We start from the raw sequence: 23,867 nt of genomic DNA on the forward strand, positions 1-23,867 counted from the left end.
GGGCGCAGAATCGAGGGCCGGGCGGGGTATGCCTGTCATCCGCGCACGGGCCGGTCCGGCGCCGGATTCAATTCGGGTCGGCAATCGAGGAGCGGTGATCGAGGCGATGCGATGTCGTCACTGACCCCCATCGTGCTGCTTCACGGGCTTGGGCGGACGCCGAGGAGCATGGCCCGGCTGGCGCGGCGCCTCGAAGCGCTGGGCCATCAAACGCTCATCCCGGGCTATCCCTCGCAGAGCCGCGGGGTTCATGCGTGTGCGACGGGCCTCGAGCCTGTGGTCGAGGCTTTCCGGCAGCGTACCGGTCGAGCCATCGCGTTCGTCACCCACTCGATGGGCGGACTCGTGGCGCGCTGCCTCGCGACGGATCCGAATGACTCTCGGGCTATCGTGATGTTGGCGCCGCCGAACAGAGGCAGCGAAGTGGCCGATCACCTGTTCCGGTATCGTCTCGCGCGGGCGATGCTTGGTCCGGCACTCGCCGACCTGAGATCAGGCGTGCCTGACAAGCTGCCGATCCCACCCTGTTCGATCGGGATCATCGCCGGCACGCGGGCTTGGTTGCCGTTCACGGGACGTGTCATTGCTGGCCCGCACGACGGCTTGGTCGGTCTCGCCCGCACGCGCATCGCCGGACCGCACGACTGGATTGTCGTGGATGCCGCGCATACGCTGCTGATGAACCATCCGGACGTGTTCGAGGCGACGGGCGCCTTCCTGAGGGACGGCCGCTTCCCGGACCATCTGCATGATCTGCCGGACGACGTCATTGGCCCGGCACGGTAGGCGCCATCGCCGTTTCGCCGTCCAGCTTGTCCCGGCACGCGACGGTTCCCGTCCAAGCGAAGATCCGAGGCGATCGCGTTGGCCGAGGCCTTCTCGCCCTTCCGGTGCTTGCAGTGGAGAAGCGTCACGGTGCCGTGTTCGGCGTCGGCGCCGACCGACGGTCTGGCTGCCGGGCGGCATCAGCACCGACCATTATCGTCATGACGAGGGCGCAATCGCCGTGCGCCGCTCGAATTGAGCCTTATGCTCGCAACGCCATCGCTGGCGCCGCCGGAGGGGATGGATCCCAATCAGGCGATGATGCCGGAGCATAGTGACTGAAGCTCATGGCCACCGTAGCGCGACCGCCAGCCAGCGAGTGCAGCGGTTGATCATATCCGATCATGCCAGAGAGCGGCACCATGGCGTTGACGACGTTCGCGTTGCCGCGCATGTCCTGGCCCTGGATCTGGCCGCGGCGGGAGTTGAGATCGCCGATCACCGAGCCGGTATACTCCTCCGGCGAGACGACCTCGACCTTCATCACCGGCTCGAGCAGCACGGAGCCACCCTTCTGCAGGGCCTCGCGCAGCGCCGCCCGGGACGCGATCTCGAAGGCCAGCGCCGAGGAGTCGACGTCGTGATAGGCGCCGTCGATCAGCTCGACCTTGATGTCGACCACCGGGAAGCCGGCGAGGATGCCGGCGCCGAGGACCGAGTTGAGCCCCTTCTCGACGCCCGGGATGTACTCCTTGGGCACCGCGCCGCCGATCACCTTCGAGGCGAACTCGAAGCCCTTGCCCGGCTCGTTCGGCTCGACCACGAACTTCACCCGCGCGAACTGGCCCGTGCCGCCGGTCTGCTTCTTGTGGGTGTAGTCGATCTCGGTCCGGCGGGTCAGCTTCTCGCGGTACGCCACCTGCGGCTGGCCGATGTTGGCGTCGACCTTGTAGGTGCGGCGCAGGATGTCGACCTTGATGTCGAGGTGGAGCTCGCCCATCCCGCGCAGGATGGTCTGGCCCGACTCCTGATCGGTGGAGACGCGGAAGGACGGATCCTCCGCCGCGAGCTTGGCGAGCGCGATGCCGAGCTTCTCCTGATCGGCCTTCGACTTCGGCTCGACCGCGATCTCGATGATTGGCCCCTGATCGTTCGGCATCGCAAGCGCCCTCGAAGAGCTGAAATCGCCACCTGACGATCCTCTATGAAGGAAATCCCTATCGGACTCAATGCGCACTATGCCTATAGTCCTAAGATAGTCATCACTGCCAGCGAGTTTTTTCGAAGGATCCGTTTCTTGGCTGGGCACGTCGAATAGTATGCGTCGACGGAATGCCGAGTCTACCAGTGCGCGATCAGGACATTATTCCAGTGCGACCATCGCTGCGTCGCTTGGTAAGGAATACTGATGAACCATCCCGACGTGGCGGAAGCGGCCCTCGCCTTCCTGCGCGACCGCCGCTTCCCGGATCGGTTGCGCGACATGCCGGGCGGAGCTGTCCGCCCGGCGCGATAGGGCCTCAGCCCGCCATCGCCGCTTTGAGGTTCTCGTCGACCTTGTCGAGGAAGCCGGTGGTGGAGAGCCACTTCTGCTCGGGCCCGACCAGGAGGGCGAGATCCTTGGTCATGAAGCCCGCCTCGACGGTGTCGACGCAGACGGTCTCGATCGTCGTCGCGAACTTGGCGAGCTCGGCGTTGCCGTCGAGCTTGGCCCGGTGGGCGAGGCCGCGGGTCCAGGCGAAGATCGAGGCGATCGAGTTGGTCGAGGTCTCCTTGCCCTTCTGGTGCTCGCGGTAGTGGCGCGTCACCGTGCCGTGCGCGGCCTCGGCCTCGACGGTCTGGCCGTCCGGCGTCATCAGCACCGAGGTCATCAGGCCGAGCGAGCCGAAGCCCTGCGCCGCCGTGTCGGACTGCACGTCGCCGTCGTAGTTCTTGCAGGCCCAGACGTAGCCGCCGGACCACTTCAGGCACGAGGCGACCATGTCGTCGATCAGCCGGTGCTCGTAGGTGATGCCGAGCGCCTGGAACTTGCCCTTGAACTCGGCGTCGAACACTTCCTGGAACAGGTCCTTGAAGCGGCCGTCATAGGCCTTGAGGATGGTGTTCTTGGTCGACAGGTAGACCGGGTACTTGCGTGCGAGGCCGTAGTTCAGCGAGGCGCGGGCGAAGTCGCGGATCGAGTCGTCGAGGTTGTACATCGACATCGCGACGCCGGCGGCCGGGAACTTGAACACCTCCTTCTCGATCACGGTGCCGTCGTCGCCCTCGAACTTGATCGTCAGGCGGCCCTTGCCCGGCACCTTGAAGTCGGTGGCGCGGTACTGGTCGCCGTAGGCGTGGCGGCCGATGACGAAGGGCTGGGTCCAGCCCGGCACGAGGCGGGGCACGTTCTTGCAGATGATCGGCTCGCGGAAGATGACGCCGCCGAGGATGTTGCGGATCGTGCCGTTGGGCGAGCGCCACATCTCCTTGAGCTTGAACTCCTCGACGCGCTGCTCGTCGGGGGTGATGGTAGCGCACTTCACGCCGACGCCGTGGCGCTTGATCGCCTCGGCCGCGTCGACCGTCACCTTGTCGTTCGTGGCATCGCGATGTTCGACGCCGAGGTCGTAATAGTCGAGGTCCAGGTCGAGATAGGGGTGGATCAGCTTGTTCTTGATCTCGGACCAGATGATCCGGGTCATCTCGTCGCCGTCGAGCTCGACGACGGGCTTCGCCACCTTGATCTTGTCCATGAGCCGCTGCCTTCCGTGGTAATCCGGGCGGGCCCCATGCAAATGCCGTGCGGCCGCGGGGCGGGTCATAGCGCGGGCGTTTCCCGGGCGAAAGCCGGGGGCGCGGACAGGCCGCCGGGGCTGTCATGCAAGCTCGGCCGTGCGGCGCTTAGGGGTGGACATCCGGGCGTCCGGCTGGGATCAGCGCGCATCCATCACGCGTGAGGAGCAACCATGAGCGAGCGCATCATCCTGCGGGCCGGCGAGGCGCTGGTCGCTGGCGGGCCGCCGAACACCGCATCCGAGCCGGAGGTGATCATCGGCGAGCTCGACGGGCCGGTCGGCACCGCGCTGGCCACGCTGACCGGCGACCAGGTCGTCGGCCATTCCCGCGTCTTCGCGCTGCTGAACACCGACATCATGGTGCGGCCGGTGACGCTGTGCGTCTCCAAGGTCAGCGTCACGGAATCGAAGTACACCTCGATCCTGATGGGCACGGTGCAGTTCGCCATCGCCAACGGCGTGCTCGACGCGGTCCGCGCCGGCTACATCCCCAAGGAGAAGGCCAACGACCTCGGCATCATCTGCTCGGTCTGGCTCAGCCCCGGCGTGATCCAGGCCGAGACCGTCGACCACAAGGCGCTGTTCGACATCCAGCGCCGCGGCATGACGGAGGCGATCCGCAAGGCGATGACCAACGAGCCCTCGATCGACTGGCTGCTGGAGAACCAGGACAAGATCGTGCACAAGTATTATCAGATGGGCCTCGACGGGAAGATCTGATCCTTGCGGCTGAGACCCTCCGGTCCGGCCGGCGGCCCTTCCGCACGGCGGACGTCCATGCGAGAGCGCCGCGCATGAGCGCCCCCGTCGTCATCCTCGTCGAACCGCAGCTGGCCGAGAACATCGGCATGACCGCCCGCGCCATGGCGAATTTCGGGCTGTCGGAGCTGCGGCTCGTCGCACCGCGCAACGGCTGGCCGAAGAAGGGCGCGCGCGAGGCCGCCTCCGGCGCGACGCATGTGCTCGCCGCCGCCAAGGTCTTCGCGACGCTCCCAGACGCCGTCGCCGACCTCACCATGCTGCTCGCGACCACCGCGCGGGAGCGCGGGCAGATGAAGCGCGTGCTACTGCCCGACGCCGCGATGACGGAGGCGGCCGAGCGCGGCGCGAACGCCGAGAAGGTCGGGGTGATGTTCGGCCGCGAGCGCGTCGGGCTCCTGAACGACGAGGTCTCGCTGGCCGATGCCATCGTCACCTTTCCCGTCGCCGAGGCATTCCCGTCGCTCAACCTCGCCCAGGCCGTGCTGCTGGTCGGCTACGAGTGGCGGCGCGCGGCGGGCCTCGCCCGACCGCGCTTCACCGGCGAGATCCGGGCGCCGCAGGCGACCCGCGAGGCGCTGCTCTCCTTGTTCGACATCCTCGAGGCGACGCTCGCGCGCGCCGGATTCTACCCGCCGCAGAAGCGCGAGATCATCGCCCGCAACATGCGCGACCGGCTCCACCGCATGAGCCTGACCGACCAGGACGTGCGCACCTTCCGCGGTGCGCTCAAGGCGCTCGAACGCGGGGCGCACCGCCGACCGGACGACGCGTCCTAGAAGATTTTTTGGTGATCCCCGGATCACGAAAAACGCTCTATCTTGTCGAGAGATCGCATTGTCTTCACGCGAGCCGGGATCCACCTCGCTGGAAGATGCTCTAGCTGCGATCGGCCGGCTTGCGGGCCGAGGCGGCCGCGGCGCGGCTCGACTGGGCGGCGAGGCTGCGCAGCGAGGCGAGGTTGGCGGCGACCTCCGCGGGCGGCAGGTCGCGCCGCAGGATCGCCTCGGCCTCGTCGAACCGGCTCTTCAGGCCGAGCACCAGGGCGAGGTTGCCGCGCACCCGCGCGTCTGCGCCGGGCCGCGAGACCGCGACGCGCATCGTCTCCTCGGCGCGGTCGAGCTGGCGCGCCAGCGCGTAGGACAGACCGAGATTGGACAGGACGGAGGGCTCGTCGGGGCGGATCTTGAGGGCCGCTTCGTAGAAGCTCTGCGCGCGGGCGTGGTCGCCGAGCTGGTCGGAGACGGAGCCCTGCGCCGACAGGATGCGCCAGTCGGGCTGCGCCGGGGAATGGGCGTTCTGCAGCACGTCCTGCGCCTCCTGCAGCCGTCCGACCTCGACCAGGGACTTGCCGTAGGCGCCGAGCACCGCCGTGTTGCGCGGGTTCCGCAGGGCGGCCTGCTGCAGCACCGCGCTCGCCTGGGCGCGTTGGTCGGTGGCCCGCAGCGCCTGCGCGTAGCGCATCGCGATGCCGAGATCGTTCGGGTTGGCGGCGTAGGATTCGGCGAGCGACTCGACCTGCCCGGCCGCGATGCGCGGGGCGTCGATCGAGCCGGTGGTCTCGGGCGAGCGCGACTGGCACCCGGCGGCCACGAGGGTGACCAGGCAGGCGGCGACCAGGCGGGGGGCCGAACCCCAGGCGAACGGGGCCGTATTCGGCCGGAGGGCCGCGATCATGGAATGCTCCGTCGAGGTCCGGCAGGAGGTTCTTCCCGTGCCGGACGGGACGGTGATAGAGCGTTAACCCTAACCCGGGGTTAAGCGCCCGGCCCGGCCAGGACCGCATGACAGACACCGCACCGTCCCTTCCGCCCCTGTTGCCGGCCGGAACCTCCGGCATCCCGATCTCCCTGGTCGCGAAGGACGGGTGGCCGAGGATCGAAGCCGGCCTCGACGCCGCGCAGCGGACCTATGCGGCGGCGATCGGCTTCGCGGCCAAGCCCGGGCAGGTCGCGTTGCTGCCCGCCGCCGACGGGACGCTCGCCCGCGTTCTGTTCGGCCTCGGCGAGACCGACGCGGCCGGCCACGATCGGCTTCTCGCCGGCAAGCTCCCCGGCCTGCTGCCGCCCGGCACCTACGCCTTCGCGGATGCCGAGGCGCCGGCCGAGGCGGCGCTCGCCTGGCTGCTCGGATCCTATCGCTTCTCGCGCTACCGCCCCGCCGGGCCGGAGCGCCCCCGCCTCGTCGCGCCGGACGGGATCGACGCCGCCGACACCGATCGCATCGCCGCCGCGGTCGCGCTCGGGCGCGACCTCGTCAACACGCCGGCCAACGACCTCGGCCCGGCCGAGATCGAGGCGGCGGCGCGCGCGCTGGCCGAGCGGCACGGGGCGACGATCACGGTCATCGCCGGCGCCGAGCTCGAGCGCGATTTCCCGCTGGTCCACGCGGTCGGCGCCGCCTCGACCCGCCCGCCCCGGCTGATCGACCTCACCTGGGGGCCGGCCGACGCGCCGCGGGTGACGCTGGTCGGCAAGGGCGTCGCCTTCGACACCGGCGGCCTCGACATCAAGCCGTCGGCCGGCATGCTGCTGATGAAGAAGGATATGGGCGGCGCAGCCGCAGCCCTCGCCGCCGCCGACATGGCGATGGGCGCCGGCCTGCGCCTGCGGCTGCGCCTGCTCATCCCGGCTGTGGAGAACGCGATCTCCGGCGAGGCCTTCCGCCCCGGCGACGTGATCCGCAGCCGCGCCGGGCTCACCGTCGAGATCGGCAACACCGATGCCGAGGGCCGGCTGATCCTCGCCGACGCGCTGGCGCTCGCCGATGCCGACGCGCCCGAGCTGCTGATCGACTTCGCGACGCTCACCGGCGCCGCCCGCGTGGCGCTCGGCCCCGACCTGCCGGCGTTCTTCACCGAGGACGACGCGTTCGCCGCCGCGTTCGAGGCGGCGGGCCGCGCCGCGGCCGATCCGGTCTGGCGCCTGCCGCTGCACGCGCCCTATGCGAGCCTGCTCGCCTCGAAGGTGGCCGACCTCAACAACGTCTCCGGCGGCCCCTTCGCCGGGGCGATCACCGCCGCGCTGTTCCTGCGCCGCTTCGCCCCGAGCACCAAGCGCCACGTCCACCTCGACCTCTACGGCTGGAACCCCTCGGCCAAGCCCGGCCGGCCGGAGGGCGGCGAGGTGCAGACCGCGCGCCTGGTCTACGCGCTGCTCAAGGAGCGCTACCCGGCGGCGTGACACGCGGGATCTCCGTGGGGGAAGATGGCCCACGTCGTCGTCGGCTCGCCTGCCGGGCTCGTCGCGGGCCGGAGCCGGGCCGCTAGGCCGCGGCGGCCAGCGCCTCCGGGCCGGCGGCCTCGATGCGGTTCCGACCGAGGACTTTTGCCCGGTACAGCGCGCCGTCGGCGCTCGCGAGCCTCTCGGCGAGACCGCGGCCCTCCGGGGCCGCGAGCCCGCCGCTGACGGTGGCGTGGATCGCGAGGCCGTCCGCCCCCGCCGGCGCCGCAGCGAACCGGCGCGCGATCGCCGCGCCGCGGCTGAGCGCCGGCTGCCGGTCGTAGCCGGGCAGGAGCGCGGCGAACGCCTCGCCGCCGAGACGGACGAGGAGCGCATCGGACCCCGTCCCCTCGCGTACGGTCTCGGCGAACAGCGTCAAGTCTCGTCGCCGACCGGATGGCCGTAGCGGTCGACGGTCCGCTCGCGAAGCTGGACGACGCCCGCGATGCAGGCTTGCCGCATGCCCGACATCCTTACGCCGCGTGATCACGAGGCTGCACGCGCCTGCGCGCCGAGGTTTCCACCAGCGCGCGTGTCGGCGACGGTCGCCGCGACCGCGATGATCAAGCAATGGCGGCGCTCTCATCTTCCCGCGTCGACAGCCGCGACCCGGAGACGCTTGCGCGTCCACGTCTCATCCCGCCAGCGGCAGCCCCGTCTCGATCAGCCGTGCCCAGAGCGAGGCGCCGAGCGGGGCGGCGGCGTCGCAGAAATCGTAGTGCGGGTGGTGGAGCGCGGCGCTGTCGCCGTTGCCGAGGAACAGGTAGGCGCCAGGGCGCCGGCCGAGCATGTAGGAGAAGTCCTCGGCCGCCATCATCGGCGCGACGGCGCGGTCGACCCGCGCTTCGCCGACGAGGCCGGCGGCGACGTCGGCCATGAAGGCGGCTTCCGCCGGGTGGTTCTCGGTCACGGGGTAGCTCGATCCGAAGTCGACGCTGCCGACCGCGCCGAACCCGGCCGAGACCTGCTCGACGATCGCCACGATCCGCGCCTTCGTCGTTGTGCGCACCGCGGTCGAGAGCGCGCGCATGGTGCCGCGCATCGTCACCGTCTGCGGCAGCACGTTGAAGGCTTCGCCGGCTTCGAGCGCGCAGACCGAGACCACGGCCGATTGCAGCGGGTCGATGGTGCGCGACACGATCGATTGCAGGGCGATCACCACGTGGCTCGCCACCACGACGCTGTCGATCGCGTTGTGCGGCAGGGCGGCGTGGCCGCCGCGTCCCTCGATCGTCAGGGTGAAGCGGTCGGTCGAGGCCATGATCGGGCCGGGACGGATCGCGAAGGATCCGAGCGCGAGGCCGGGGATGTTGTGCATCCCGTAGACCGCATCGATGCCGAAGCGCTCCATCAGCCCGTCCTCGACCATCGCCTCGCCGCCGCCGCCGCCCTCCTCCGCGGGCTGGAAGATCAGCACCGCCGTCCCGTCGAAGTTGCGGGTGGCCGCGAGGTACTTCGCGGCGCCGAGCAGCATCGCGGTGTGCCCGTCGTGCCCGCAGGCGTGCATCTTGCCCGGCACGGTCGAGCGGTAGGCGAGGTCGCGCACCTCCTGGATCGGCAGGGCGTCCATGTCGGCGCGCAGGCCCAGGGTGCGGGCGGCGGCTTGGCCCGCGCCGTGTCCGGCCCCGTTTCCCCTGCCCCGGATCACGCCGACGACGCCGGTCCGGCCGATGCCGGTCTCGACCGCGTCGCAGCCGAAGGCCGCGAGCTTGTCGGCGACGAAGCCGGCGGTGCGCGTGACGTCGTAGAGCAGCTCGGGATGGGCGTGCAGGTTGTGCCGCCAGGCGGTCATCTCGTCGGCGAAGCGCCGGATCTCCGGCAGGCCGCCCGTGGATCGGTCCTCGGCGGCCGCGCCGCGGACGTGGGCATCGCGGGCGATCGGAGGTTCGGCGGACGGGTGCGGCAACGGCATGGATCGGTAGGCCTTCGGCTCCGGTCGTCGCGGCCGGCAGGTCCCACCAGCAAACAGGGGGCCAACGCTCCGGTCAACGCGGGAGCGACGGCGTATCGCCTCAGCGGCGGCGCCCCGATCCGCCGTCGTTGTGGGCGAGCGTCTGCGCCGCGAGCGCCGCGTCGAGCTTCCGCATCGCCTCGAAGCGCGCGATGTCGGCCTCAACGTCGCGGATCGTCTCCTCGACGAGGTGATGCTGGATCGCGAGGCGGGGATCGTCGGGCGCCATGCCCTCGCGCTCGCGCAGGCGCAGCACCGCCTGCCGCACCACCCCGTAGACCGCCTCGCGCTCGGCCCGGTTCATGGTCGGCTTGATCGCCTGGGCGACGAGGTCGGAGAAGTCCGGCATGGGCGTGCGATCGGGTCCGCTCGAGGGGGGGCGGCCGGACCCGGATGCGGGCCGGCCCTATCGGGCGCTGCGCCCGCTCAGATCCGCTGGTCCCTGATCCCGCCGACGATCAGCGACACCGAGCTCCACAGCACGACGAAGCAGAAGAACAGCACCGCGAGCTGGCGCCAGCGCTTGGGATAGAGCGAATCCGTCGGGATCATCGGCGGCACGAAGGCCGTGAGGAAGATGTGCTGCTTGCCGGCGGAGACGCGCGCCCGGTCGAGCAGCGTGTTCGCCATCTCGTTGAGCTTCTCGGCGATGGTGCGCTCGACCATCAGGCCCTCGTATTCGAGCAGCGCGTTGGTCATGGTCGCGCCGCCGGCGGCGCCCCCGTCGGTGGTCAGCTGGTCCTGCAGCGTCTTCATCTGGCCGTCGATCGCCGCCACCGTCGCGGCGAGGACCTGGATCGAGCGGGACTTCTCGTCGAGGTTCGAGCCGCGCAGCACCTGGAGGTCGTTCTCCGCCTTCAGCTTCTCCTTACGCAGGGTCATCATCGTCAGCAGGGTGCCCTCCGCCGACTTGATCGGATCGATGATGCCCCAGTGGTTGCGGTAGCGCTGGATGTCGAGCGTCGCCTTGCGCAGCCGCTCCTGCGCCGCCGCCGAATCGATCTCGGCCTGCTTGACCATGTCGACCTGCGCGCGCCGCGAGATCTCGTTGATCAGCACCTCGGAGCGGGCGACGACGTCCTTGGCGATCGCCAGGGCGTCCTCCGGCGTGAAGGCGCGGACCGACAGCTGGATCACGCCCGAGATCGCGTCGATCCGCGCCTGGACGTGCTCCTGCCAGTACTTCGTCAGCTCCTCGATCGGCTGCGGCGTGCGATAGCGCGCCCAGAAGTCGGCTTCCTTGCGAGAGAACATCTGCGACACGCCGAGGCTCTTCTCGACGGCGTCGACCATCGCCTGGCTGTTGATGAAGTCCCGGACGATGTAGCTGTCCTGGCTGTTGTGCTTCTGAATCAGGCTGGTGTACTCGCCGAGCGACACGTTCTCCATCGGCTCGACGTTGCCGCGCACGGCGAACTGCGCCTCGGCGATGTACTGGTCCGAGGCGATCGCGAACAGGTAGAACCCGACGACCGCGGTCGGCAGCAGGACGAACAGGCTGAAGCGCTGGACCAGCCGGGCGACGTAGCTCTTCGGCTCCGCGTCGACCGGGCTGAGGCCCGGCAGGCGGGTCCAGGCGAGGCTCTCGCGGGTGCGCTGGACCAGCGAGCGCCGGGCCGGATCGCGGATCGGCTCGATCGTCTCGGCACCGCGCCGAAGCTCGGTCACAGACCGCTGCGCGACCTGCAGAAGGCCGCGGAGCCGATCGCCTTGCCTGACCTCGTCGACGCTCATCCGTTCCGGTTTCCTGCGCTCTGCTCGTTCGACCGCGCCGTGACGGAGACGGCCGCGCCGTGCGACCTCGCCGGCTCGCTTTCGAGACGAGGCCCGCTCGCGATCGGAGCGGTGCCGCAATCCCGTTCTTTTCGGCCCTTTTTAAGGCGTCGGCGGTGCGCGGCCGGCGGCGGCCGGCACGATCCGCCGCGGTTGCGCGCCGCCCGTCCCCGTCCTACCCGATGTGCGATGAAAACGGATTCCGCCGACGTTGCACCTGCCCGACCCGTCCGAACGGCGAAGGCGAAGTTCTCCGAGGTCGTGGCGGTCTGCACGAAGTGCGCCAAGCGCCAGGGCCTGCCCAAGCGGGCGATCCGCGACCAGGTGAAGGCCGGCCTGAAGCAGGCCCGGCCCGGGGCGAAGCTTCGGATCGTCGAGACCGGATGCCTCGGCCCCTGCCCGAAGCGCCTCGTCGCCGTCGCCACCGGGGCGAGCGTTGCGGGCGGGCGGATCCTGCTGATCGACCCGACGGCGCCCGCGGCCGATATCGCCGCCCAGCTGCTGCCGTGCCGGAGACCGGCCGCGCCGTCGCACGATCCGGATGCCGGAGACGATCGGGACGCGGCCGCGTGACGGCGCCGGGGGCCTCCCGCGCGGGCCGGCCCGGGGTCGCGCGGGCGATCCTGCGCCGCCTGCCGCTGGCCGGCACCGTGCTCGGCCTCGGCCTCGCCGTCTGGCTCGTCGCCACCAACGACCTCGGAGCCGTCGCCGACGCGTTCGGCCGCATCGGGTTCCTGGGCCTGGCCGCCGTGGTGATGATGCGGGCGGCCATCGTGACGATCTGCGCGGTCGCCTGGCAGCGCATCCTCGACGGCCTGTCGCCGGCCGGCCTTCCCGCCTTCGCCACCCTGCGCTTCGTGCGCGAGGGCATCAACGTGCTGCTGCCGGTCGCCTCCGTCGGGGGCGACGTGGTCGGCGGCCGGCTGTTGACCTTCTGGGGCGTCGCCGGGCCGCTCGCCGCCGCCTCGATCCTCGCCGACATGCTGTTCCAAGTCGGGACGCAGGCGCTGTTCGCGCTGCTCGGCGCCGGCCTGCTGATGCAGGTGGAGGGCGAGCCGGCCGCCGAGCTCGCGCGCTGGGTGCTGCGGGCGCTCGCGGTCGCCGGCCTCGTGCTCGCCGCCTTCTTCGCCTTCCAGCGCACGGGTGCGGCGCGCTTCGTCGAGCGCAAGCTCGGCGCGCTCTCGCGGCGCTTCGTGCGCGAGGCCGAGCCGGCCCGCTGCGAGGGCGGCAGCGTGCAGGATGCGCTCGATGCGGTTTGGGGCTGCGGACGGCGCCTGCGGCTGCTGCAATCGGTCCTGCTGCACGCCCTCGCCTGGACGCTGGGCGCGGCCGAGATCGCCATCGTGCTCGCCTGCATCGGCGTCGAGGGCGTGACCGTGCCCGAGGTCCTGGTGATCGAGGCCCTGAGCCAGGCGATCAAGTCGGCGGCCTTCCCGATCCCGAGCGGGCTCGGCGTGCAGGAGGGCGGCTTCGTGATCGTCGGCGCGCTGTTCGGCATCGATCCCGGCACCGCCATCGCCCTGTCGCTCGCCAAGCGCATCCCCGACGTGGTGCTCGGCCTGCCCTCCCTGATCGTGTGGCAGAACCTCGAATCGCGCCGCGGCACCGTGGGCTCGCCGACGCCATGAGCGCGCGCGGCCCGTCCGCAAGGCTCGATCCGTCCTCCAGGCTTGCACGGCCCGAGAACCCGCCCCAGGGTGCCGCCGCCATGAAGCCCGCCGACATCCATCCTCGTTTCCGGATCCCGCGTCGTCTCGGGCTCGCCGTCTTCGCGCTCGCGCTCGGCGCGGGTCCGGCCGCCGCGCAGAGCCTCACCGTGGATCTCGGGGCGGGCGGCGCCAGCGAGCGCGCGCTGCAGCTCGTCGCGCTCATCACCGTGCTGGCTTTGGCGCCCTCGGTCCTGGTGATGGCGACCGCGTTCACGCGGATCGTGGTGGTGCTGTCGATCCTGCGCTCGGCGCTCGGCACCCAGACCGCGCCGCCCACCACGGTGATCGTCAGCCTCGCGCTGTTCCTCACCGCCTTCGTGATGGCGCCGACCGGGCGCGAAGCCTACCGCGCCGGCATCGAGCCGCTGCTCGCCAACCAGATCACGCAGGGGCAGGCCTTCGAGCGGGCGTCGGCGCCGTTCAAGGCGTTCATGCTGAAGAACGTCCGCGAGAAGGACCTGAAGCTGTTCCTCGACATGGCCAAGGTGCCGGTGCCCTCCGGGCCCGAGGCGGTCGGCCTCGAGATCGTCACGCCGGCCTTCATGATCTCGGAGCTGCGCCGCGCCTTCGAGATCGGCTTCCTGCTGTTCATCCCGTTCCTGATCATCGACCTCGTGGTCGCGTCGGTGCTGATGGCGGTGGGCATGATGATGGTGCCGCCGGCGACCGTGGCGCTGCCGTTCAAGCTGATCTTCTTCGTGCTGGTCGACGGCTGGACGCTCGTCGCCGGGTCGCTGGTGCAGAGCTACGGGGGAAGCTGACGCGGGCTTCGTTCGCGGAAAGCTCACATTGACGAGCCGCCCGGCGCGGCCCATCCTGAGCCCATGTCGGTCGACACCATCCACCTCATGCGGCGGACCGATCCCGGCGCTCCGCTGCGGGATCTCGACGACGTGCGCGTGCTTGCCAGTGTCGTGACGATGGACGGCGACATGATCCCGGCCGGCGCCGCGGGAACCGTGGTCGCGGTCTGGGGGGCCGGCGAGGCCTACGAGGTCGAGTTCCCGGAACCACCCGGCGCGCTCGCCACCGTCGAGGCAGCGCAGCTCGTGCGAACGGGGCGCTCGGTTCCTTGATCGACGAAGGCTGGTGGCCGGTCCTCGAGATTCCGGACGGCAAGCTGGTCGATTACCTCCCAAACCCCGAACATCCGACAGGCGGCTCGAAGGCGCGCTTCTTCCTGTCTTTCGGGTTCGTCCCGGCCGCAAGATCTCGGCCGAGCCTTGCTGGCACAGGCCGACGCACTCTACGGCACGGAAGCCCTTCGCTTGGTCCAGGTCGACGGTCGCGTGCGCCTCGTCGTCGAGGGGCCGATCGCTGCCCCGGATGGACGGCGCCCGCGCGTCCGCGTCGTCTGGCAGCAACAAGCGGCGATCGCTTGGCGCCTCATCACCGCGGTGCCGCTGACGCGCTGATGCCTTCGCCCATCGACCCGACGAAGCGAAGGCCGCGATCACGGCAACCGCTCCGATGACGAATGCATGCGGCGGACGCATCGCCATCCGGCGAGGCCGCACCGCCAGGTCCGACGATGCTCAGCCTGGCGGCGTCGCCTGCCCGTCCGCGCGCTTCTCGGGCTCGCCGCGGGCGGGGAGCGAGGCGTCCGGGTAGCGCTTGCGGTACTCGGCGAGGAAGGCAGCCAGGGTCTCGGCGTTCGTCGCCTTCTGGGCGATCTCGCGGAACCCCGGCTTCTTGGTCGCGTCGGCGCTGGTCAGCAGCGCGAAGGTGCGGGCATCGGCGCTGTCGGCCATCGCATCCGAGAACTTGGCCTTCAGCCGCTCGAGCCCGATCGGCTCGACCGCGAGGTCGTAGGCGATGCCGGCGCGGATCACGTCGGCGCGGGCCGCGTCGTCGAGCACCTTGCCTGAGCGCCACGCGTCACCGAGCAGGGCCTCGTGCGCCTCCCCGGCCTCGCGCCAGCGCCGCGCCGACCACAGGATGTCCGCCCGCAGCCGCGCCGCGTCCGGGCCGGCCTCGCCCTCGATCGTCTCGAGCGCGAGATCGGTCCGCGACAGGTCGGACAGCGCGCGCGCGCGCAGCAGCGACCGGGCGCGGCGCAGGTCGCGGGGAAGCTCGGGCAGGTAGGTTCCCTCGATCGCCTCCAGCGCCATCAGCGGCTTGCCGTCCATGAGACGGATCGAGGCGAGCTGCGTCGCGACGCTCGATCGGCTCGGTCCGGTGAGGCGGTTGTCGATCTGGTACTGGAGCAGGTTGGCGGCGGGATCGAGCAGGTCGAGGCCGACGAGCCGCTCGGCCAGGCGACGCACCACGGCGTCGCCCCGCCGCCCGATCGGCGCGAAGTCCTTGAAGTCGAAGTACAGCGCCACCGCGTCGATCCCGCTGAGCGAATCGCCCCGCGGCGAGAGGTACAGCTCGTCGAACAGCGCCATCGCCTCGTCGTGCAGCGCCCGGGTCTCGGGTGCATCGGAGCCGATGGCATCGGCGGCCCGCACGGCGGTGAAGGCGTCGCGATAGCGCCCGGCCGCCATGTAGAGCCGGGCGAGCCCGGCGGTGATCGCGTTCTCGATCTCGCCGCCGTGCCAGGTGATCGCCAGCCGCTCGAGCTGGTCCATCGCCTCGTCGGGGGTGATCTTGCCGGTCTCGCGCGCGAGCAGCGTGCCGCGCAGAGCCGCCGCCGCCGCCGCCGGTCGCTCGCCCGATTCGGCGAGGCGATCGTAGGCGTCGAGCGCGGCCTTGGTCCGATCGGTCGCCTCGTCGACGCGGGCCCGGACCAGGGCGACGCGGTCCCGCTCCAACGGTGTCGGCTCGGCGGTCGCGAGCCGCGCGACCCGCTGCAATGCGGTGTCGAGGTCACCGGTCTCGAGTGCGGATTCGGCCGCCAGCGTGCGGATCGTCGCCTGCAGGGCGAGCGGGTAGCGCTCGATCACCGGCAAAGTCCGCTGGAAGCCGGCCTCGGCGTCGTGCCAGCGTCCCGCCTGCCCGTCGGCGACCGCGCGCCACAGCACTGCCTCGGGATCGCGTTGCAGCGCCTCGGTCGCGAGCACCCGACGCGCCTCTGCATTTCGGCCGATCGCGGCGAGCGCCGCGGCGCGCAGGATCGCGGTGTCGCGGCCGCTCGCCACCAGGGGGTCGTCGGCCGAGGCCGCGTCGAGGGTGGTCAGGGCCTCGGGCGCGAGGCCGTTGGCGAGCTGGGTGCGCGCGAGGGTGAGCCGCAGCGGGCCGCGCGTTCCGGCGGACGCCGCGATCGAGGCGCCGAACTGTGCCCGGATCGTCTCGCGCACGTCGCCGAGGCGCGCCTGCTCCCAGGGCTCGCGCTGGATCGCGAGGTTCGAGGCCTCGGCGAGCGGCGCTTCGGGGGGCCGCGCCACGGACGAGACCGCGAGGCCGCCCTCGCGCCCGATGACCACGCCGTCGAGGTCGGGACGCACGGTGAGGTCGTCGGCCTGAGCCAGCACGGCGAGGCCGAAGCGGCTCGGCAGCAGCTCGAAATCGACGAAGCGCTGGCGCTTCGCGATGCCGGCGGGCTTCCAGCCGCGCGCGGTGACGACGGCGATGCGCTCGCCGTCGAGATCGAGCCATGCCGCGCTGGCGGGTTGCGGCAGGCCGACCGCGACGCGCCCGTGCCCGGCGGCGTCGGACAGGCGCGTCGGCGCGAGGGTGTCGCTCGGGCCGAGGTCGTCCCCCGCTATCAGCTCCCAGGCGCCGGCGGCGGACCCGGCACGCACCGGCACGAGATCGAGCAAGGTCCCGGCCGTGACGGCGAAGCGCAACGCCGTCAGCGCACCCGTCCGCACCGGCTCGCCGAGGGCGCGCAGGCCGCCCGACCCGCCGGTCGGGAGGGCGACCGGCTCGCCGGTCTCGAAGACCAGGGTCGCGACCCCGCCGCGCTCGAACAATGCGACCGCCGGGCGCTTGGCGAACGGGAAGACGAGGCCGGACCCGGCCTGCCGCTCGGGCGGCTCGGGCGCCGGTGGCCGGTTCGGCGCCGCGGTGCCCGGTGGTCCGGCGGCCGCCGGAACATCGGCCGTGGCGGAGGCTTTGGCATCCCCGGTCCTGGGCGCGACCCGGCTCGGCGGCTCTCTCTTGCTCGTGGGTTCGGGCTTGGTCGCAGGTTCGGCCTTGGTCGCGGCTTCGGCCTTGGCAGCCTGCTCCGCCCTGGCAGCCGCCTCGGCCTTGGCGGCGGCGTCCTTCTTGGCGACGATGTCGAACACCACGGTGTCGTCGTCGCGGTCGGTCGAGACCGTGAAAGCATCGCCCGCCGCCACCACGAGCCCGGCCGAGGCATCGTCGGCCGACGCGGTCAGGCGGGCCATGTCCTGGCGCAGCCGGCCACGGGTCTCGGACAGGTCGAAGCTGTAGGCCCCCAGGATGCGCAGCCGCGTTGCGCCACCTTCCGGGCCGACGGTCGCCTCGGCGCCCTCGGGCAGCCGCACCGTCAGGCGGGTGAGCGTCGGCAGCTTCGCGACCTCGACGCCGAGCGGCCGGCGCACGGGTGCGGGGTTGCGCGATTTCAGGATCGCTTCCGCGGCACGCGCACGCCGGGCCAGGTCGGCGACGATCTCCGGCGGCAGCGGCGGCGGCAGGCTCGTCCAGCTCTCGGGCAGGAGGTCGACGAAGACTTTCTCGCCGGCGTCCTGCACGTTGACGCGCACGGTCCGCTGCAGGGCGAGCCGCAGGCCGCTGCCGTCGGGATCGCGCCGGACGGCGGTGAGGTAATCGGGCAGCTGCGAGACCAGCCGCTCCGGCCCGGCCTCGGTCCGCTCGCCGTAGCCGAGCACCAGCACGCCGTTCGAGAGCCGCGCCTTGATCGAGACCGCGCTGTCGAAGGTGAAGGCGATTCGCGCATAACCCTGCGCATCGGTGCCGGCGACGGCGAGGAGCTTCGCCGCCTGGACCGGCAGCCCGAGGCCGATCAGGACGGCGAGCGCGAGGCCCGCGCTGCGGGGCGTGCGGCGGACCCCTGGTCCCGTCTCAAGCCTCGCGCCCATTGATACGCCGCACCCGGGGCGGCGGGCGCCCCGGACGAGGGACGCAACGCTCCGACGCCGCTGAGGGCCGACACTGCCGGATCGCGGCTAACGTGCGCTTAATCGTGGTCGCCGCCGACGTCCCAACGGCATTCCCGATGGGAGGCCGCGCGACGCTCAGCGCTTGACGATCAGGTTCGGGACGATTCGGCTCGACGGGCCGAACGTCTCGATCGCGCGTTGGCAATTGGCCGGAACGTCCTTGCGATAAGTCTCAACATACGAGCGCGAGATCGCCGCCAGCTCGCCCTGCTCCAGGTCCTGCGGATCGATCCCGAGGCGCTCGACGGCCGATTTCAGCAGCGCGGGATCGCCCTGGATGTCCGGGCAGGAGGTGTTGGCGAAGCCGACCAGCCCGGCGAGCCGCGCGGCCATGACCCGCTTCTTGTCCATCGGCGGTGCGTCGGGCATCGAGTCCGGCGGCGCACCGGGCGGGCTCGACTCTTGCGACGCGAGCGGGCTGGCGAGGCAGGCGAGCAGGGCCGCCAGGATCATCGGGTCGCGCATGCTCGGCCTCTCCTCTCGCTCGCCGGTGTCGTGGCGCGGCGGGTTGATGTCCCGCGCGTCGACTTGGTCGCCGCGCGTCAGTTGCTCAGGGCGATCGCCCGGTCCCAGACCGGTGCGAACCCGCCGAGCGGCACGGCGATCGGCTGCGGATCGTTGGTCCCGGATTTCACCCCGATCACCTGAAGGGTCTTGGCCGTCCGCATCGCGTCGGTGGCGAGCGTCGGGAAGCTGATCGGCACCAGGCAGCCCTCGGACCCGCACGAGATGTAGGGCGCGCCCTTGCCGAGCACCACGTCGTCGAGCTTGAAGGTGATGCCCGGGTCGATCGCCAGGCCGAACGGCATCAGGATCAGCCCCTCGGACCGCCCGTCCTTGGGCGCCTGCAATTCGAAGGCGAACAGGCGCTTGCCGGTCTTGTTGTCCCCCTGCGACTGCATCAGCATGCACGACGTCGCCGGCTCGGCACGGCTGCAGCTCAGCGTCCAGTCGCCGTAATTCTCGGTGATGGAGAGTGCGCCGGCCGGCCAGACCGCCGCGGTCTTGGCAGGCGCGGCCTGCGCGGCAGGGGCGGCGGCCGGCGTCGCCTTCGGGGCCGGCTTCGGCGCGGGCGGGCGCGGCTTCGGCTTGACCTTCGGCGCGGCCTCGGGCGGAGCCTCCGGCGCCTCTTCCTGTGCGGCGCACGGGACTGTGCCGATCGACAGCGCGATCAGGACGGCGGCGAGGATCGCGGGACGGCGGGATGCGCGGATCGGCGACATGCGAAGAACGGCCCCCCCGGCCGATGTGGCGTTGAGGAAGCCGCCTAGCGGTCAAGCCGAGGCTGCGCAATCCGGTGCCGGTGGATTCGACCGGCGCCGCAACAGGATCAAGGGTGCGGCAGCGTCTCGGCGGCGCGTGCGCAACGCCGCTCGAAGGCGCTGCGGCCCTCGCGCCGGAGGACGCGCACGACCGTGAAGGCGAGGGTCAGGAAACCGGGATCGCGGTCCTGCGGCTCGTCGGCGGGTACCGGAACGCGGGCGGTGAGGACGGACAGCATGGCGGACTCCGTTCGATCGATGATCCGGCACGGATCGTGATCGATTTCGCAGTGCAGCATGCGAGCGTTGTGCGATGCACGCAACATGAGGTTCGGTGGGGCTCGCATGCAGTCATCGCATGCCGCGGCAACACTTCGTTGACGACTCTGCTCGCCGCGCGGGCGTTGCCCGGTTGACCCACACGGCACGAGGCGGCACTAGGGCCGGACATACCCCGTGCCGCGATCGATCGCCGACCGGGATCGGCGCCCGGGCCGGAGGGCCGTCGCGGACGCCCGTTCGCGGACGAGCCCAGCCTGTCGCCCCATCGTCACATTGGCCGCCTAACCCGAGCCGCCCCTGCGCGCCGCGCACATCCGAAGGACCGCCCGAGCCATGACCGACACGCCGAACCAAGGGCCGAACAGAGGGCCGATCCACGGCCACATCAGCGGACCCATCGTGATGATCGGGTTCGGATCGATCGGTCGCGGCACGCTTCCGCTCATCGAGCGCCATTTCGAATACGACCGTGCCCGCTTCACCGTGATCGATCCGGATGATTCGCACCGGTCTCTCGCCGACAAGTACGGCCTGCGCTTCGAGACGGTCGCGCTGACCCGCGAGAATTATCGCGACGTGCTCACGCCCCTCCTCACCGAGGGCGGCGGCCAGGGCTTCTGCGTCAACCTCTCGGTCGACACCTCGTCGCGCGCGATCCTGGAGCTGTGCCGCGAGCTCGGCGCCCTCTACATCGACACCGTCGCCGAGCCGTGGCCGGGCTTCTACTTCGACAAGGAGAAGAGCCAGGGCGACCGCACCAACTACGCGCTGCGGCAGGACATCCTGGACGCGCGCACCGCCAGCCCCGGCGGCACCACCGCGGTCTCGTGCTGCGGCGCCAATCCCGGCATGGTCTCGTGGTTCGTGAAGCAGGCGGTGCTGAACATCGCGAAGGACACCGGCGTGACCACGCCCGAGCCGACGTCCCGCGCCGAATGGGCCGCGCTGATGCGCGAGGTCGGCGTCAAGGGCGTCCACATCGCCGAGCGCGACACCCAGCGCGCCAAGCATCCGAAGCCGCAGGGCGTGTTCGTCAACACCTGGTCGGTCGAGGGCTTCGTCTCGGAGGGCAACCAGCCGGCCGAGCTCGGCTGGGGCACGCACGAGAGCTGGATGCCCGAGAACGCCCGCGAGCAGGAGAAGGGCTCGCGCTGCGCGATCTACCTGCTCCAGCCCGGCGCCGACACCCGCGTGCGCTCGTGGACCCCGACTGCGCAGTCGCAGTTCGGCTTCCTCGTGACCCACAACGAGGCGATCTCGATCTCGGACTACTACACGGTTCTCGAGGGCGAGCGCGCGGCCTACCGCCCGACCTGCCACTACGCCTACCACCCGGCCAACGACGCCGTGCTGTCGCTCCACGAGATGTTCGGCAATGCCGGCAAGGTGCAGGAGAAGCACCACATCCTCGACGAGAACGAGATCGAGGACGGCATCGACGAGCTCGGCGTGCTGCTCTACGGCCACAAGAAGAACGCCTACTGGTACGGCTCGCAGCTCTCGATCGAGGAGACGCGCCGGATCGCGCCCTACCAGAACGCCACCGGCCTTCAGGTGACCTCGGCGGTGCTCGCCGGCATGGTCTGGGCGCTGGAGAACCCCGAGGCCGGCATCGTCGAGGCCGACGAGATGGATTTCCGCCGCTGCCTCGAAGTCCAGACCCCGTATCTCGGCCCCGTCGTCGGCGTCTACACCGACTGGACGCCGCTCGCCGGCCGCCCGGGCCTGTTCCCGGAGGACATCGACGCCAGCGACCCCTGGCAGTTCCGCAACGTGCTCGTGCACGGCTGAACCCGAGCGTCCGCGCCGTTGCGGACCGGTCCCGGACTGCTACCATCGCGGCCTCACCGGAGGAGGCCGCGATGGCCGTTGCCCGACGACGCGACGCGCGCATGGGCGTCGCCGAATACCAGGATTGGGTCGCGTCCAAGCCGGACGACCAGCGCTGGGAACTGCTCGACGGCGTACCGACGCTGATGTCGCCGACGAGCGGGCGTCACCAGCGCATCGTCGCGAACCTGGTCCGGCGCCTCGACGAACTCGCCGAGCGCAGGGGCTGCAGCGCCCTCCCCGGCCTCGCCGTGCTCAGCGCGGAGATGGACGACTTCGCGCCGATCCCCGACATCGTGGTCCAGTGCGGCCCGCTGCCTCGCGACGGCTACACCCGCGACCCGCTGCTCGTCGCCGAGGTGCTGTCCCCCTCGACGATGAGCATGGATCGCGGCCGCAAGACCGATTTCTTCCGCACGGTCGCGGCGCTGCAGGTCTTCCTGATCGTCTATCAGGACGATGCCCGGGCCGAGGTCTGGCGGCGCGACGCCGGATGGGCGATGCGGATGCTGGGACGGGGCGACGTGATCGACCTGCCCGAGCTCGGCGGCACGCTCGCTGTAGCCGACATCTACGCCCGGGTGGAATTCTGAACGCCCGCGGCTGACGCCGGTCGCGGGCGGACCCATCTATGGTACGCTCGCCCAGGCAGTTCGGAGAGGCCCGCATGGCAGTCGCGGCGAAGCGGGACGACCGCATGAGCGTCCCGGACTACCGGGCTTGGGTCGCCGGCCGCCCGGACGACGAGCGCTGGGAACTGCTCGACGGCGAGCCGGTGCTGATGTCGCCACCGACCGAGCGGCACCAGCGCATCGTCTCCAACCTCATCCGTCGCCTCGGCGACCTCGCCGATGTGCGGGGCTGCCGCGTCGTCCCCGGCATCGCGGTCGTCGGCCGGGACATGGACGACTTCGCGCCGATCCCCGACGTGGTGGTGCGTTGCGGCCCGATGCTGCCGGACGGCTACGCGTCCGATCCCGTCCTCGTCGCGGAGGTGCTGTCCCCCTCGACGATGAGCGCCGACCGCGGCCGCAAGACCGACTTCTACCGTGCCGTCGAGAGCCTGCAGGTCTTCCTGATCGTGTATCAGGACGAGCCGCGGGTGGAGGTCTGGCGCCGGCAGGAGGGCGACGCCCGGCGCAAGCAGGCGCTCGGCCTCGACGGCGCGATCGAGCTTCCCGAATTCGGCAGCGCCTTGCCCGTCGCAACCGTCTTCGCCGGTCTGTCGTTCTAGCCAACACCCACCAGGTCGCAGCCCTTGCCCCATTTCGAAGACTTCTACGCCGACAAGCTGCGCGGCGGCCTCGGCGTCACCGATGCGGAATCGGTGATGGACCTGCGCGGCGCCAACCGGGCGACCGCGGAGGCGTCGCTGAACGAGTTGCTGGAGCGGAGCCGCTTCGCCAAGGGCAAGACCGTGGCGATCCGCCTCGATCCGCCGCCTGAGGGCGGCGGCGAGACCCTGTTCCAACCGGCGGGCCGCCTGCTGCTCGACGCCAAGCGCCGCGGCCTCGTCGACCGGTTGCAGACGCTCCCGGCCGGGGACGGGCTCGGGTTTTACGTGGCGCTGGCCGGGAAGCCGCAGCGCGAGCCGGCGTGACCGGCTCGGCCCAAGGTCCGTCCACCGTGTTCGCCGGGCGCAACACCATCGAGCGGCTGGCGCGCTTCGGGTTCTGCGCCCGCGGCGCGGTCTACTGCGTCGTCGGCGTGCTGGCGGTGCTCGCGGCGGTCGGGGCCGGCGGCAAGGCCGGCGACAGCGAGAACGCGCTCCGCTTCGTGCTGCTCGGACCCCTCGGCCCCTGGATCGTCGGCCTGATCGCCCTCGGGCTCTGGGGCTTCGCCGCCTGGCGCCTCGTCGAGGCGGTGACCGACGCCGACCGGCGCGGCACCTCGCCCAAGGGGCTCGTGGTGCGGGGCGCCCACCTCGTCAGCGCCGGCATCTATGCCGGCCTCGGGCTCACGGCGGCGAGCCTCGCCCTCGGGCTCGGCCTGCAGTCGGACGGCGACGGCCTGCAGGACTGGACGGCGTGGCTGCTGGCCAAACCCTTCGGCCGCTTCGCCGTGGCGCTGATCGGCCTCGGCGTCGCCGGCGGCGGCGTCGGCTTCCTGGTCAAGGCCGTCCGCGGCGACGTGACCGAGCGCCTCGCCCTGGACGCGGCGCGGCAGGCCTGGGCGGAGCCGGTCGGCCGGTTCGGCTACGCAACCCGCGGCATCGCATTCCTGATCATCGGCGGCTTCGTCGTCGTCGCGGCCTGGTATCAGGCCTCGTCGGAGGTGAAGGGCCTGTCCGGGGCGTTCCAGGCCCTGCGCGCCCAGCCCTACGGCCGGATCCTGCTCGCGATCGTCGCGGCCGGCCACGTGGCGTTCGGGGCCTTCGGCCTGATCCAGGCCCGCTATCGCCGGATCGACGCGCCCGACATCGACCAAGCCGACGACGCGGTGGCGCGGGCCGTCCGCCCGACCGGCTGACCGATCGCGTTGACACCGCCCGAGGCGGAGCCGATACCG

General features: G+C 71.3%; 24 protein-coding genes and 1 pseudogene. 14 read left to right on the forward strand and 11 right to left on the reverse strand.

What is annotated here, in order from left to right:
* The first annotated feature begins 111 nt into the window (after window positions 1–111).
* Entirely contained in the window at window positions 112–786 is a 675-nt protein-coding gene (locus MKK60_RS17645; RefSeq protein ID WP_243949359.1) for an alpha/beta fold hydrolase, read from the forward strand.
* 241 nt (window positions 787–1,027) lie between these two features.
* Here the strand turns inward: MKK60_RS17645 and fusA are convergent.
* Window positions 1,028–1,906: pseudogene (gene fusA / locus MKK60_RS17650) on the reverse strand (elongation factor G); the annotation flags it as partial.
* A 379-nt stretch (window positions 1,907–2,285) separates the two neighbouring features.
* Window positions 2,286–3,500 (reverse strand): NADP-dependent isocitrate dehydrogenase, encoded by a 1,215-nt coding sequence (locus tag MKK60_RS17655; RefSeq protein WP_147842530.1) that lies wholly within the window; start codon window positions 3,498–3,500, stop codon window positions 2,286–2,288.
* A 213-nt stretch (window positions 3,501–3,713) separates the two neighbouring features.
* On the opposite strand from MKK60_RS17655, the gene MKK60_RS17660 reads away from it, so the two are divergent.
* Both MKK60_RS17660 and MKK60_RS17665 read left to right on the forward strand, forming a co-directional pair.
* Window positions 3,714–4,262, forward strand: coding sequence for a formaldehyde-activating enzyme (locus MKK60_RS17660; RefSeq protein ID WP_147725869.1), 549 nt, complete (start codon window positions 3,714–3,716; stop codon window positions 4,260–4,262).
* Between the two features lie 74 nt (window positions 4,263–4,336).
* Window positions 4,337–5,080, forward strand: a complete 744-nt coding sequence (locus MKK60_RS17665; RefSeq protein ID WP_243987821.1) for an RNA methyltransferase — start codon at window positions 4,337–4,339, stop codon at window positions 5,078–5,080.
* A gap of 100 nt (window positions 5,081–5,180) precedes the next feature.
* Here the strand turns inward: MKK60_RS17665 and MKK60_RS17670 are convergent, their stop codons facing one another.
* On the reverse strand, window positions 5,181–5,978 hold the full coding sequence (locus MKK60_RS17670) for a tetratricopeptide repeat protein (protein ID WP_243987823.1): 798 nt from the start codon (window positions 5,976–5,978) through the stop codon (window positions 5,181–5,183).
* Between the two features lie 107 nt (window positions 5,979–6,085).
* On the opposite strand from MKK60_RS17670, the gene MKK60_RS17675 reads away from it, so the two are divergent.
* A complete protein-coding gene (locus MKK60_RS17675; RefSeq protein ID WP_243987825.1) occupies window positions 6,086–7,483 on the forward strand; it encodes a leucyl aminopeptidase family protein in 1,398 nt (465 codons plus the stop codon).
* 82 nt (window positions 7,484–7,565) lie between these two features.
* Here MKK60_RS17675 and MKK60_RS17680 read toward each other — a convergent pair whose 3' ends face one another.
* The 4 genes from MKK60_RS17680 to MKK60_RS17695 all read right to left on the reverse strand — a co-directional run bounded on the left by MKK60_RS17680 (window position 7,566) and on the right by MKK60_RS17695 (window position 11,207).
* Window positions 7,566–7,901, reverse strand: coding sequence for a GGDEF domain-containing protein (locus MKK60_RS17680; protein WP_243935619.1), 336 nt, complete (start codon window positions 7,899–7,901; stop codon window positions 7,566–7,568).
* Between the two features lie 255 nt (window positions 7,902–8,156).
* Window positions 8,157–9,344: a M20 aminoacylase family protein gene (locus tag MKK60_RS17685; protein WP_243987924.1), complete on the reverse strand. Its 1,188-nt coding sequence runs from the start codon at window positions 9,342–9,344 to the stop codon at window positions 8,157–8,159.
* Window positions 9,345–9,534: 190 nt separating this feature from the next.
* On the reverse strand, window positions 9,535–9,822 hold the full coding sequence (locus tag MKK60_RS17690; RefSeq protein WP_147728782.1) for a hypothetical protein: 288 nt from the start codon (window positions 9,820–9,822) through the stop codon (window positions 9,535–9,537).
* 77 nt (window positions 9,823–9,899) lie between these two features.
* Window positions 9,900–11,207 carry a capsule biosynthesis protein gene (locus MKK60_RS17695; RefSeq protein WP_243987827.1) on the reverse strand — a complete coding sequence of 436 codons (1,308 nt, stop codon included), beginning with the start codon at window positions 11,205–11,207 and terminating at the stop codon, window positions 9,900–9,902.
* A 228-nt stretch (window positions 11,208–11,435) separates the two neighbouring features.
* Here MKK60_RS17695 and MKK60_RS17700 point away from each other — a divergent pair, with 228 nt between their 5' ends.
* The 5 genes from MKK60_RS17700 (at window position 11,436) to MKK60_RS17720 (ending at window position 14,370) form a co-directional block, all read left to right on the forward strand.
* Entirely contained in the window at window positions 11,436–11,819 is a 384-nt protein-coding gene (locus tag MKK60_RS17700) for a hypothetical protein (RefSeq protein ID WP_243987829.1), read from the forward strand.
* Complete coding sequence (locus MKK60_RS17705; protein ID WP_243987836.1) at window positions 11,816–12,874, forward strand: lysylphosphatidylglycerol synthase domain-containing protein; 1,059 nt, start codon at window positions 11,816–11,818, stop codon at window positions 12,872–12,874. The genes MKK60_RS17700 and MKK60_RS17705 overlap by 4 nt, the downstream gene beginning before the upstream one ends.
* A gap of 80 nt (window positions 12,875–12,954) precedes the next feature.
* Window positions 12,955–13,716, forward strand: a complete 762-nt coding sequence (fliP, locus tag MKK60_RS17710) for a flagellar type III secretion system pore protein FliP (RefSeq protein ID WP_279596288.1) — start codon at window positions 12,955–12,957, stop codon at window positions 13,714–13,716.
* A 63-nt stretch (window positions 13,717–13,779) separates the two neighbouring features.
* The gene (locus MKK60_RS17715; RefSeq protein ID WP_147728581.1) at window positions 13,780–14,031 is read left to right on the forward strand and encodes a DUF4926 domain-containing protein; all 252 of its coding nucleotides are present in this window, start codon (window positions 13,780–13,782) and stop codon (window positions 14,029–14,031) included.
* A gap of 147 nt (window positions 14,032–14,178) precedes the next feature.
* Complete coding sequence (locus MKK60_RS17720; RefSeq protein ID WP_243987838.1) at window positions 14,179–14,370, forward strand: hypothetical protein; 192 nt, start codon at window positions 14,179–14,181, stop codon at window positions 14,368–14,370.
* Window positions 14,371–14,490: 120 nt separating this feature from the next.
* Here the strand turns inward: MKK60_RS17720 and MKK60_RS17725 are convergent, their stop codons facing one another.
* From MKK60_RS17725 to MKK60_RS17740, 4 genes are all read right to left on the reverse strand, one after another.
* The gene (locus MKK60_RS17725; RefSeq protein ID WP_243987841.1) at window positions 14,491–17,904 is read right to left on the reverse strand and encodes a tetratricopeptide repeat protein; all 3,414 of its coding nucleotides are present in this window, start codon (window positions 17,902–17,904) and stop codon (window positions 14,491–14,493) included.
* Window positions 17,905–18,060: 156 nt separating this feature from the next.
* Complete coding sequence (locus MKK60_RS17730; protein WP_243937235.1) at window positions 18,061–18,450, reverse strand: hypothetical protein; 390 nt, start codon at window positions 18,448–18,450, stop codon at window positions 18,061–18,063.
* Between the two features lie 77 nt (window positions 18,451–18,527).
* Complete coding sequence (locus MKK60_RS17735) at window positions 18,528–19,208, reverse strand: invasion associated locus B family protein (RefSeq protein WP_243935629.1); 681 nt, start codon at window positions 19,206–19,208, stop codon at window positions 18,528–18,530.
* Between the two features lie 107 nt (window positions 19,209–19,315).
* Window positions 19,316–19,573: a hypothetical protein gene (locus MKK60_RS17740; RefSeq protein WP_243987843.1), complete on the reverse strand. Its 258-nt coding sequence runs from the start codon at window positions 19,571–19,573 to the stop codon at window positions 19,316–19,318.
* Between the two features lie 289 nt (window positions 19,574–19,862).
* Between MKK60_RS17740 and MKK60_RS17745 the strand changes: the two genes are divergently transcribed.
* The 5 genes from MKK60_RS17745 (at window position 19,863) to MKK60_RS17765 (ending at window position 23,828) form a co-directional block, all read left to right on the forward strand.
* Complete coding sequence (locus MKK60_RS17745) at window positions 19,863–21,320, forward strand: homospermidine synthase (RefSeq protein WP_243987851.1); 1,458 nt, start codon at window positions 19,863–19,865, stop codon at window positions 21,318–21,320.
* A gap of 71 nt (window positions 21,321–21,391) precedes the next feature.
* Complete coding sequence (locus tag MKK60_RS17750) at window positions 21,392–21,952, forward strand: Uma2 family endonuclease (protein WP_243945705.1); 561 nt, start codon at window positions 21,392–21,394, stop codon at window positions 21,950–21,952.
* A gap of 74 nt (window positions 21,953–22,026) precedes the next feature.
* Window positions 22,027–22,593 (forward strand): Uma2 family endonuclease, encoded by a 567-nt coding sequence (locus MKK60_RS17755; RefSeq protein ID WP_243987853.1) that lies wholly within the window; start codon window positions 22,027–22,029, stop codon window positions 22,591–22,593.
* Window positions 22,594–22,617: 24 nt separating this feature from the next.
* The gene (locus MKK60_RS17760) at window positions 22,618–22,959 is read left to right on the forward strand and encodes a hypothetical protein (RefSeq protein WP_243987855.1); all 342 of its coding nucleotides are present in this window, start codon (window positions 22,618–22,620) and stop codon (window positions 22,957–22,959) included.
* The gene (locus tag MKK60_RS17765; protein ID WP_243987857.1) at window positions 22,956–23,828 is read left to right on the forward strand and encodes a DUF1206 domain-containing protein; all 873 of its coding nucleotides are present in this window, start codon (window positions 22,956–22,958) and stop codon (window positions 23,826–23,828) included. The genes MKK60_RS17760 and MKK60_RS17765 overlap by 4 nt, the downstream gene beginning before the upstream one ends.
* The last annotated feature ends 39 nt before the right edge of the window (window positions 23,829–23,867 follow it).

Origin of the sequence: Methylobacterium sp. J-092 (genome assembly GCF_022829325.1) — a bacterium.
Lineage (GTDB): Bacteria > Pseudomonadota > Alphaproteobacteria > Rhizobiales > Beijerinckiaceae > Methylobacterium.

Excerpts from the sequence above, each read along its gene's own strand:
- fliP (WP_279596288.1), top strand. The coding sequence starts at position 12,955 with ATGAAGCCCGCCGACATCCATCCTCGTTTCCGGATCCCGCGTCGTCTC.
- MKK60_RS17715 (WP_147728581.1), top strand. The coding sequence starts at position 13,780 with ATGTCGGTCGACACCATCCACCTCATGCGGCGGACCGATCCCGGCGCT.
- MKK60_RS17655 (WP_147842530.1), bottom strand. The coding sequence starts at position 3,500 with ATGGACAAGATCAAGGTGGCGAAGCCCGTCGTCGAGCTCGACGGCGAC.
- MKK60_RS17665 (WP_243987821.1), top strand. The coding sequence starts at position 4,337 with ATGAGCGCCCCCGTCGTCATCCTCGTCGAACCGCAGCTGGCCGAGAAC.
- MKK60_RS17735 (WP_243935629.1), bottom strand. The coding sequence starts at position 19,208 with ATGTCGCCGATCCGCGCATCCCGCCGTCCCGCGATCCTCGCCGCCGTC.
- MKK60_RS17745 (WP_243987851.1), top strand. The coding sequence starts at position 19,863 with ATGACCGACACGCCGAACCAAGGGCCGAACAGAGGGCCGATCCACGGC.
- MKK60_RS17670 (WP_243987823.1), bottom strand. The coding sequence starts at position 5,978 with ATGATCGCGGCCCTCCGGCCGAATACGGCCCCGTTCGCCTGGGGTTCG.
- MKK60_RS17740 (WP_243987843.1), bottom strand. The coding sequence starts at position 19,573 with ATGTTGCGTGCATCGCACAACGCTCGCATGCTGCACTGCGAAATCGAT.
- MKK60_RS17660 (WP_147725869.1), top strand. The coding sequence starts at position 3,714 with ATGAGCGAGCGCATCATCCTGCGGGCCGGCGAGGCGCTGGTCGCTGGC.
- MKK60_RS17750 (WP_243945705.1), top strand. The coding sequence starts at position 21,392 with ATGGCCGTTGCCCGACGACGCGACGCGCGCATGGGCGTCGCCGAATAC.
- MKK60_RS17675 (WP_243987825.1), top strand. The coding sequence starts at position 6,086 with ATGACAGACACCGCACCGTCCCTTCCGCCCCTGTTGCCGGCCGGAACC.
- MKK60_RS17700 (WP_243987829.1), top strand. The coding sequence starts at position 11,436 with ATGAAAACGGATTCCGCCGACGTTGCACCTGCCCGACCCGTCCGAACG.
- MKK60_RS17690 (WP_147728782.1), bottom strand. The coding sequence starts at position 9,822 with ATGCCGGACTTCTCCGACCTCGTCGCCCAGGCGATCAAGCCGACCATG.
- MKK60_RS17725 (WP_243987841.1), bottom strand. The coding sequence starts at position 17,904 with ATGGGCGCGAGGCTTGAGACGGGACCAGGGGTCCGCCGCACGCCCCGC.
- MKK60_RS17645 (WP_243949359.1), top strand. The coding sequence starts at position 112 with ATGTCGTCACTGACCCCCATCGTGCTGCTTCACGGGCTTGGGCGGACG.
- MKK60_RS17695 (WP_243987827.1), bottom strand. The coding sequence starts at position 11,207 with ATGAGCGTCGACGAGGTCAGGCAAGGCGATCGGCTCCGCGGCCTTCTG.
- MKK60_RS17755 (WP_243987853.1), top strand. The coding sequence starts at position 22,027 with ATGGCAGTCGCGGCGAAGCGGGACGACCGCATGAGCGTCCCGGACTAC.
- MKK60_RS17730 (WP_243937235.1), bottom strand. The coding sequence starts at position 18,450 with ATGCGCGACCCGATGATCCTGGCGGCCCTGCTCGCCTGCCTCGCCAGC.